Genomic DNA, 9,868 nt, shown 5'->3' on the forward strand with positions numbered 1-9,868 from the left:
TTTTTTTATATTTAAATTTAATCATATGAATTTTAAACTATAATTCTATTTTGGAGGTAATTAAATTGGAAAAGAAGTTGGTGGAACAGATAACGTCCAGAAGTGAAGATTTTGCTCAATGGTATACGGATATTGTGAGAAAAGCAGAACTGGCAGATTATTCCAGTGTAAGAGGATGTATGATAATACGACCTTATGGTTATGCAATATGGGAGGGCATTCAGAAATACGTAGATACAAAAATAAAGGAAACAGGGCATGAAAATGTATATATGCCTATATTTATTCCAGAGCATTTATTGGAAAAGGAAAAAGAACATGTTGAGGGATTTGCTCCGGAGGTGGCCTGGGTAACTGAAGGTGGAAATGAGGAGCTTGCGGAGAGATTGTGTGTCAGGCCGACTTCAGAAACACTGTTCTGCGATCATTTTGCTAAGATAATCCACTCTTATAAGGATCTGCCTAAGCTGTATAACCAATGGTGTTCAGTAATAAGGTGGGAGAAAACCACCAGGCCGTTCTTGAGAACAGCAGAATTTTTATGGCAGGAAGGGCATACAATACACGCTACTAAAGAAGAGGCGGAGAAAGAAACAAGATATATATTGAATCTATATTCCGATTTATGTAAGGATATTCTGGCTATGCCGGTAATTCAGGGCAAAAAAACCGAGAGCGAAAAATTTGCAGGTGCTGTGGATACCTATACCATTGAAAGCTTGATGCACGATGGAAAGGCCCTGCAGGCAGGTACATCACATTATCTTGGTGAAAATTTTGCCAGGGCATTTGGAATCCAGTATTCCGATAAGGAAGGTAAACAGCGGTATGTACATTATACTACCTGGGCTGTAACTACAAGGCTGATCGGGGCAATAATAATGATACATGGTGATGACAACGGTATGGTCATGCCGCCAAGGATAGCACCTATACAGGTGATTGTTATACCTGTAGCGCAGCACAAGGAAGGTGTGCTTAAAAAGGCAAATGAATTGAAGGATAGGCTGTCTAAAATTGTAAGAGTCAAGATTGATGATGATGCCGATAAAACACCGGGCTGGAAATTCAGCGAATACGAGATGAAAGGTGTTCCAATCAGACTTGAAATAGGACCTAAGGATATTGAAAAAAATCAGGTGGTACTGGCAAGAAGGGATACGGGAGAAAAGTTCACAGTATCAATAGATGATCTGGAAAGCCAGGTAACGGAGCTTTTGGATAAAATTCACAATTCCATGTATGAAAAAGCAAAATCCTTTAGAGATAATAATACCCGTGATGCTCTAAATATGGAACAATTTAAGAATATTGAGGAAAATAAGTCGGGTTTTGTGAGAGCTATGTGGTGTGGAGATGCCAAATGTGAGGAAAAAATCAGGGAGGTTACAGGGGCAACTTCAAGATGTATCCCCTTTGATCAGGAACACATTTCGGATACCTGCGTTTGCTGCGGCAAAAAGGCCGACAAGTTAGTATATTGGGGAAGGGCATATTAAATACCAGCTAAAATTAGAAATGATATGAAAACGAAAGTTTTCATATCATTTTTTATTTTTGCAATGGTTAAAAATAACTTTGAAAATATTTTGTAAATATTATTAGGAAAAAGAATATTTATTGTTATAATATAAATAGAATTATAAGCTGAAATAAAGTGGAGGCCATAATATGTTTAATAATAAAAAGTTTAATAGTAATAAAAAGTGGAGATATCTTATCTATTATGCATTATTGGCAGCTATGATTATATTTGTAGCAAATGAATATATGAATGGGCTGAAATCCCAACATATAAAGTACAGTGATTTTATAAATGATATAAACCAAAATAAAATCTCTGAAGTGCAGATAAGTAAGGATAAATTGATTATAATTCCAAAATCTCAAGATGAAGCAGATAGAGGCAAAGTCCTTTATACTGAGAGAATAACAGATCCAGATTTGATTAAAAAGCTTGATAACGCCAAGATCCAATATGGAGGAATACCTCAAGAGAACACTGCCATAAGGGGATTTTTCATAAACTGGGTTCTCCCATTTATAATAATTGCATTTTTACTTCAACTGTTTTTGGGAAAATTGAATAAAAAGATGGGCAGTGGAGTGATGTCTTTCGGGAAAAATACAGCTAAGATATATGCGGAAAATGAAACTGGTGTAAATTTTAAAGATGTAGCAGGTCAGGAAGAGGCAAAAGAATCACTTGTGGAAATTGTAGACTTCTTACACAATTCTCAAAGGTATGTGGAGATAGGTGCCAGACTTCCTAAGGGAGCCCTTCTTGTGGGACCTCCAGGGACAGGCAAAACTCTTCTTGCAAAAGCGGTAGCTGGTGAAGCTAAAGTGCCTTTTTTTTCAATATCAGGATCAGCCTTTGTAGAGATGTTTGTAGGTATGGGTGCTGCAAGGGTGAGAGATCTCTTTCAACAAGCTCAGGAAAAAGCTCCCTGTATAGTGTTTATAGATGAAATAGATGCCATTGGAAAAAGCAGAGAGGGAAATATATCGGGAAATGATGAAAGAGAGCAGACGCTGAATCAACTTTTAGCGGAAATGGATGGATTTGATTCTTCCAAAGGTGTAGTTATATTGGCAGCTACCAACAGACCGGAAGTTTTAGATAAAGCTCTTTTAAGACCTGGCAGATTTGACAGAAGAGTTATAGTTGACAGGCCTGATTTAAAGGGAAGGGAAGATATTTTAAAAGTGCACATAAAGGGTGTGAAAGTTTCACCGGACGTTGATTTAAATAATATAGCAAAAGCTACTCCGGGAGCTGTGGGTGCAGATTTGGCAAATATGATAAATGAAGCGGCACTAAGAGCTGTTAAAAATCATAGATCTCAAGTAAATCAGGAGGATCTAGAAGAAGCAGTGGAAGTGATTATAGCAGGTAAGGAAAAGAAGGATAGAATACTCTCGCCTGAAGAAAAACAGCAGGTAGCCTTCCACGAAGTCGGTCATGCATTGGTGGCAGCTCTTTTAAAGCATACTGATCCTGTTCATAAAATAACTATAGTCCCTAGAACTATGGGGGCATTAGGGTATACTATGCAGCTCCCTGAGGAGGAAAAATATTTAAATACAAAAGAAGAGATGATGGATCAAATATGTGTTATGCTGGGAGGAAGATCGGCAGAAGAGGTCAGATTTAACAGTATATCTACAGGAGCAGCTAATGATATTGAAAGGGCCACTCAAACTGCTAGAAGAATGGTAACCATTTATGGAATGACGGATAGATTTGATATGATGGGACTGGAGTCTATACAAAATAAATATCTTAATGGAAGGCCAGTTCAAAATTGCAGTATAGAAACAGCCTCTATTATTGATGAAGAAACTTTAAAAATAATAAAGGAATCTCATAAAAAGTCCAGGAAACTTCTTAAAGATAATATGGATCTGCTCATAGGCATATCTAAAAAACTTATAGAAAAGGAAACTTTAATGGGAGATGAGTTTATGAGCATTATAAGGGATTACAATGAAAAAAAAGGAAAAGAATCTTCCGATAACAAGGCTTTAACCTCTCATTTGGAGGATGTATAGGCTGTGGAATGGAGATATGTATATGTGGAGAGATGATTTAGAAAATGAATTGGATAAAGAAATTCAATTAAACCTTGAAAAAGAAAGATTAAAAGAAGTATTAAACCAGATAAATACAAGGATGATGGAGTGTATAAGCTTTAGAAAAAAGGTAATCAATTATATTTTAGATTTAAGGAAAAAAAATCTTGACCAATATGAAGATGATGAAGATAAAATAGTTGAATATTTTGATCATGAAGTATATACAAAAGAAGAACAATTTAGACTGGTAAATAAGAGTATAAAAGAACTTACTGTACTAAAGGATTCACCTTATTTTGGAAAAGTGATTTTTGAAGATAAATTTGGTGGAGAAAAAATATATATAGGTAGATTTGGAATGAGCAGCAGAGAAGATTATGAGCCAATTATAGTGGATTGGAGATCACCTGTATGCAGTTTATTCTACTCGGGCAGCCTGGGACAGACCAGTTATAGTTCCCCTATGGGAGAAATAAAAGCAGACATATTGAGCAAGAGACAGTTTATCATAAAGAAATCAAATCTTGTCGGGATGTTTGACTCCAATATGGATGTAAAAGATGAGATATTACAGATGGTGCTGAGTAAGAATGCTGGGAAAAAGCTAAAAGATATAGTGATGACTATACAGAAAGAACAGGATGATCTAATAAGGCAGCCCAGGGAAGGGGTTGTTGTGGTAAATGGAATAGCTGGCAGCGGCAAAACTACTATAGCTTTACACAGAGTGGCATATTTGTTGTACAATTATAGAAAATTACTTCAGAGGAAAGTGCTTATATTAGGACCTAATAGTATATTTATAGATTATATTTCTCTTGTGCTGCCCAGTTTAGGAGAAGAAGAGGTTACCCAGCTTACATTTGGTCAATTTGCTAAAAGCATTTTAAACTTGCCGGATGTGATGACTTTAAGGGAATATATGGAGAATATTTTAAACGGGGATAAAGAGTTTATTCAGGAAATAATTTATAAGAATTCTTTGAGATATGTCAGTGATGTAGACAAATTAATTGTCCGTATAGAGGAAAATTGTTTTGCGGCAGAAGATGTATTTTTTTATGATAAGGTAATAGTTGCTAAAGAAGAAGCGGAAAAAATGCTGGGATATTATTTTAAGGATATGCCTCTGTTTAAGAGAGCAATAAGGCTAAAAAAGGTCATATACTCCAGAATAAAGGATGAGAGAAACATAATAGTGAGAGCCATACGGAAAAAGTATAGAGATAAAATTGAAAATATGACAGAGGAAGAATTGAATCTACATGGGACAAATTTAGAGTATAGAGAGAGAAATGAAATAGAAGAAGTCATAAAAGAAGTAATAAGAATAAAAAAATATAAGCTTAAATGGCTGGAGAAGCCGGATGTAATATCAATGTACAATACCTTCAACAATAATAGAAAATTAATTTACGATGATCTGGCTGCTATTTTATATCTGAAAATAAAATTAGATGGTTCAAGATATAAAGACAGAGTAAAACACATAGTCATAGATGAAGCCCAGGATTATTCTCCATTGCAGTTCAAGGTTATAAAAGAACTCACCCACTGCAGCTCTTTTACTATAGTTGGAGATGTTAATCAAAGAATTATACCTTCAGATGAAATTCCTGCTATGATGGACTTGAATAACATATTTTCGGATTTGAAAGTAAAAAATTTTTCCTTGAGCAGAAGCTATAGATCTACAAACGAAATAACCAATTATGCCAACCAGTATTTAAAAAAGGGTGAAATTATACCTTTGATAAGAGAGGGAGAAAAAGTTATAGAAGAGCAGGTATATAACTTAAAGGAACTTGTAGATAAGATATTGAAGGACATTGAGAAATTAAAAGAAAAATCTTATGAAAGTATTGCCGTGATATGTAGGGATTTGAAAGATACAGTGACATTGGGAAATCTAATTAAAAAAAGAGCATATATAAAAGTAATCAGCGGGGAAGATATGATTTATTCCAGTGGAGAAGTTATACTCCCAAGTTATTTTGCCAAAGGTCTGGAATTTGACGCCGTTATAATGATAGATACTTTTTATTGTCGTGATGAAGATGAGAACACATTAAAATATATAATGGCCACCAGGGCACTGCATGAGCTGCATGTATACAGGATTTTTTCTGTAACTGGGTGATGCATATGAAATATATTTTTGCTTCTGAAATTTAAAATAAGGGCATAATGTAGAATTCATTATGCCTTTTATTTTTCACATTTTCTTAATCTGCCTAGAAGTTTTTTACAGGCAGTATTCAGGGTATTTGAATCTATATCTTCAAAAAAATATTTTTGCAAGTCATATTGGAGAGCTTTAGTGGAAGCCATTATAGACAGACTTTTATTGAGAAAAAGATAGAAATTTTTTTTATCCTCCTTTAAATCTATCTTGTTTATCTTGCTGTAGTCAATTAAGTTGTTCATGTATATTTGCATGCCGTTAAATTGAGCTTTATTGATTTCATTGGAAGTTATAACAGCGGTATTTAATTCAGGAATTATAACGTGTTCCAATTTATCTACTATGAAGGGATGGTGGTATACTTCCACATACAGGCCTTTTTTTAAGGCTTCTTTGTAAATTTTTCTGAGAGTTGTCGTTTTCCCGGTGCCTGGATCACCATTTAACACATATACGTTTCCGGTTTCATCGTATAAGGTGTTTATAAATGATACTATGCCGTCTTGAGTAAGAGCTGTGGCAAATAGGTGTTTGGCTTTCCCTGAAGATTCAACTTTAACCCTGGATAATATTTTTGATTTTAAATTTTCAATTGTTACAGTTAATTTTGAATAATCAATGGCAGATTTATTATAGTATTCCCAATCTTCCTGCATAAGTTTCGCAGCCTTTATAAATCTGTAGGATCTATTTAATGCATTTTTAATTTTTGTGGTTATATATGATTCTTTTTTTATATATTTTTTGAAATTCACTTTATCAAGATTTTTCTCCAAATCCAGTATTTCATAGGGCAATGGGGAACTTGTTGTTTTTAATAAACTACTGTCTAACAATACTATGTTTAATTTTTTTATGATTATTCCATGTAAGAAATTTTCATCACAGGGACAGTGATAATATTCCATATCATATCCATCCTTAATAAAATATTCACTTATTTTTTTCATTAGAAATGATTTTAAAAACATAGATTTGCTTTTTAAGAGAAATATTTTTTTAGATGTTTTCTGGCTTTCTATAAAGTTTAAGAATAAGTCAGAATTTCCCCAAGTATTTCCGTTTGTAAAGAAATGCTTTATTTTATAACTCATTATATACACTCCTACTTATTACAGTCATTAATATGATATGCTAATATTTTCTATGAGTTCCATCTGGGGGCATATATTGCACTGATTGAATTTTAGTCAAAAAATAGTTGAAATGAATAGATATTTATGATAAACTTAGAACAATTTAATATTTAGATACCTAGGGTGGAGGCGCTGTAATTAATAGTATTTATTTTTAGTTGGCAGACATTTGAGAGATAAAGAAAGGAATTACAGCCGAAAAATTAGTTTGGCGGAACTGATTTTGGCTTTGTATAAAATATATATAAAGCTGTCACTAAAATATGTAATAATTGGTGTATTTTCATTGATGGAATTGGGTAAGACTATTTTAGTGGAGAGCTACAAAGGTACACAACCATGTATATCTGTACAGTATAGGTGTGTCCCTTTGCTGTACTTATTTTTTATAATAATTTTAGGGAGGAGTATTATGGCAATCATTGTTCAAAAATATGGAGGTAGTTCTGTGGGAACTCCGGAAAAAATAAAAGCTGTAGCCAGGTCGGTAGTAAATAAAGTTGAAGCAGGCAATAAATTGGTAGTTGTAGTATCAGCAATGGGAGATACTACGGATAATCTTATAGCGCTGGCTAAAAAAATTACGGAAAATCCGGATAAAAGAGAATTGGATGCGCTTTTATCTACAGGAGAAATGAGATCTTGCGCACTGCTTGCTATGGCTATCAAGGATTTGGGATATGATGCTGTAAGTTATACGGCTTATCAAATCAGTATAAAAACCAGCGGACAATATGGCAAATCTCTTATAGATGATATAGACGAGGATAAGATAAAAAGAGCTTTAGATAATGGGAAAGTTGTAATTGCAGCTGGATTTCAAGGTGTAAATACTGAAGGCGATGTCACTACTCTTGGAAGGGGAGGCTCTGACACTACAGCTGTAGCTATAGCGGTAAAATTAAATGGGACATGCGAAATTTACACTGATGTGGATGGAATATACAGTGTGGATCCGAGGGAATATAAGGATGCTAAAAAATTGGATGAAATAGATTATGAGGAAATGCTTGAGCTTTCAAGTCTGGGTGCCAGGGTCATGCATTCTAGATCCATAGAACTTGCACAAAAATATGATATACCTGTATATGTGGGATTAAGTAATAGTGATATAAGAGGAACAGTTATTAAGGGGGTAGATGATATGAATTTGGAAAGCAAGCCAGTGACGGGGCTGGCTACTAGTGATGATGATGTAGCGGTTACAGTGAGAAACATTGACAATGATATAAATATTATTGCCAACTTGTTTGAAAAGGTAGCTGACAAAAAAATAAATGTGGATATGATAAGCCAGACAGCACCTATAGATAACAAGGTGAACGTATCTTTTACTATACCTAAGGAAGATTTAAAGGAATGTTTGAGTATTTTAAAGTCTTATTCGAAGGGCAAGGTACAAGTTGATATAGATGAAGACATAACTAAATTTTCTATAGTTGGTATAGGAATGAAGACCACATCAGGAGTGGTTGCCAAAATGTTTAAACTATTTAGACAAAATAACATAGCGGTAAAGATGATAACTACTTCTGAGATAAGAATTACTTGTGCTATAAAGCAGAAGGATAAGCTCAAGACAATAAATGTTATAGCCAGGGAATTTAACTTATAATGGTTATGCGAAAACTTTTAGGAGGAAGCCAGTATGAGGTTATTTGGGAACATGAAAGTCAAGGATAATGTTTTGTATATTGGAGGAATAAGTGCAGAGGATCTGGCAGGGAGGTTTAAAACTCCTCTTTATGTAATAGATGAAGATTTAGTCAGGGATAAATGTAGAAGATATTATAGAGCTTTTGAAGGAGATAGGAATAATAAGATAACCTATGCTGGAAAGGCATTTTTAACTTTGGCCATGTGCAGGATAATAGACAGTGAAGGATTGTATTTGGATGTAGTATCAGGTGGAGAACTTTACACAGCTTTTAAAAGTGGTTTTCCAATGGAAAAGGTTTATTTTCATGGAAATAACAAAACACCAGAGGAAATTGAAATGGGAATAGATTTTAAAGTGGGAAAATTTGTGGTGGATAATCTCTGTGAAATGGAAAAAATAAATTTTATAGCACAGAAAAAAGATAGAGTACAAAAGGTACTCCTCAGAGTGACTCCGGGGATAGAAGCCCATACCCACGAATATATAAAAACTGGGCAGGTTGATTCTAAATTTGGATTTACCATGTTAAATGGTGAAACCATGGAATTTATAAAAAAAGCCATGGATATGTCCAATCTAAAATTTGCAGGCGTTCACTGTCATATTGGTTCTGAGATATTTGAAATAAAGCCCTATGAAGATGAAGTTGAAATCATGTTGAATTTAGTGAAAAGAATAAAAGACGAAACGGGTTATGAAGTAGAAGAATTAAACCTAGGGGGAGGGTTTGGAGTATACTATAATAAAGGGGACAACCCCAAATCTATAGAGGATTTTTGTAATGCCATATTGGTGAAAGCTAGGGCGGGTTCCAAAAAACTTAATATAAAGCTTCCAGCACTGATAATAGAACCCGGGAGATCCATAATAGGTAATGCTGGAACTACTCTTTATACTGTAGGCGCTATAAAAAATATTCCGGGTATAAGAAAATATATATTTGTAGACGGAGGTATGGCGGATAATATAAGACCGGCTCTTTACAGGGCTCACTACGAATGCGCCATAGCAAATAGGATTCAGGATAGCTGTGAGGAAACTGTGACCGTAGGAGGAAAGTGCTGTGAGTCCGGAGACATATTAATAAAGGACGTGAAGCTTCCAAAGCCTGAAACAGGGGATATTCTGGCGGTGTTTACCACAGGGGCATATTGTTATTCCATGGCAAGTAATTACAATAAAGTTCCGATTCCGGCAGCAGTTTTAGTAAAGGATGGAGAAGCCAGGCTGATTTCCAAAAGGCAGAGCTTTGATGAAATGATAGAGAATGAAATAATGATTTAATTTAAATCTATCCCTTCTGTGAAT

6 protein-coding genes and 1 riboswitch are annotated in these 9,868 nt (G+C 34.6%); of the genes, 5 read left to right on the forward strand and 1 reads right to left on the reverse strand.

All coding sequences use genetic code 11. The annotated features are described in order from the left end of the window. Positions 1-59 precede the first annotated feature (59 nt). The 3 genes from proS to ACFHWD_RS15545 all read left to right on the forward strand — a co-directional run bounded on the left by proS (position 60) and on the right by ACFHWD_RS15545 (position 5,719). Complete coding sequence (proS, locus tag ACFHWD_RS15535; RefSeq protein WP_150358820.1) at positions 60-1,499, forward strand: proline--tRNA ligase; 1,440 nt, start codon at positions 60-62, stop codon at positions 1,497-1,499. A 172-nt stretch (positions 1,500-1,671) separates the two neighbouring features. Next, entirely contained in the window at positions 1,672-3,555 is a 1,884-nt protein-coding gene (gene ftsH, locus ACFHWD_RS15540) for an ATP-dependent zinc metalloprotease FtsH (protein ID WP_179978414.1), read from the forward strand. Positions 3,556-3,577: 22 nt separating this feature from the next. Further along, complete coding sequence (locus tag ACFHWD_RS15545; protein ID WP_150358140.1) at positions 3,578-5,719, forward strand: UvrD-helicase domain-containing protein; 2,142 nt, start codon at positions 3,578-3,580, stop codon at positions 5,717-5,719. A gap of 68 nt (positions 5,720-5,787) precedes the next feature. Here ACFHWD_RS15545 and ACFHWD_RS15550 read toward each other — a convergent pair whose 3' ends face one another. After that, complete coding sequence (locus ACFHWD_RS15550; protein WP_150358138.1) at positions 5,788-6,858, reverse strand: ATPase; 1,071 nt, start codon at positions 6,856-6,858, stop codon at positions 5,788-5,790. 158 nt (positions 6,859-7,016) lie between these two features. Next, positions 7,017-7,232, forward strand: a riboswitch (Lysine riboswitch). 80 nt (positions 7,233-7,312) lie between these two features. On the opposite strand from ACFHWD_RS15550, the gene ACFHWD_RS15555 reads away from it, so the two are divergent. Continuing rightward, entirely contained in the window at positions 7,313-8,515 is a 1,203-nt protein-coding gene (locus ACFHWD_RS15555) for an aspartate kinase (RefSeq protein ID WP_150358137.1), read from the forward strand. Between the two features lie 33 nt (positions 8,516-8,548). After that, the gene (gene lysA, locus ACFHWD_RS15560; protein ID WP_378062654.1) at positions 8,549-9,844 is read left to right on the forward strand and encodes a diaminopimelate decarboxylase; all 1,296 of its coding nucleotides are present in this window, start codon (positions 8,549-8,551) and stop codon (positions 9,842-9,844) included. Positions 9,845-9,868 lie beyond the last annotated feature (24 nt).

Origin of the sequence: Clostridium sp. MT-14, assembly GCF_042436595.1 — a bacterium.
Lineage (GTDB): Bacteria > Bacillota > Clostridia > Clostridiales > Clostridiaceae > Clostridium_B > Clostridium_B aromativorans.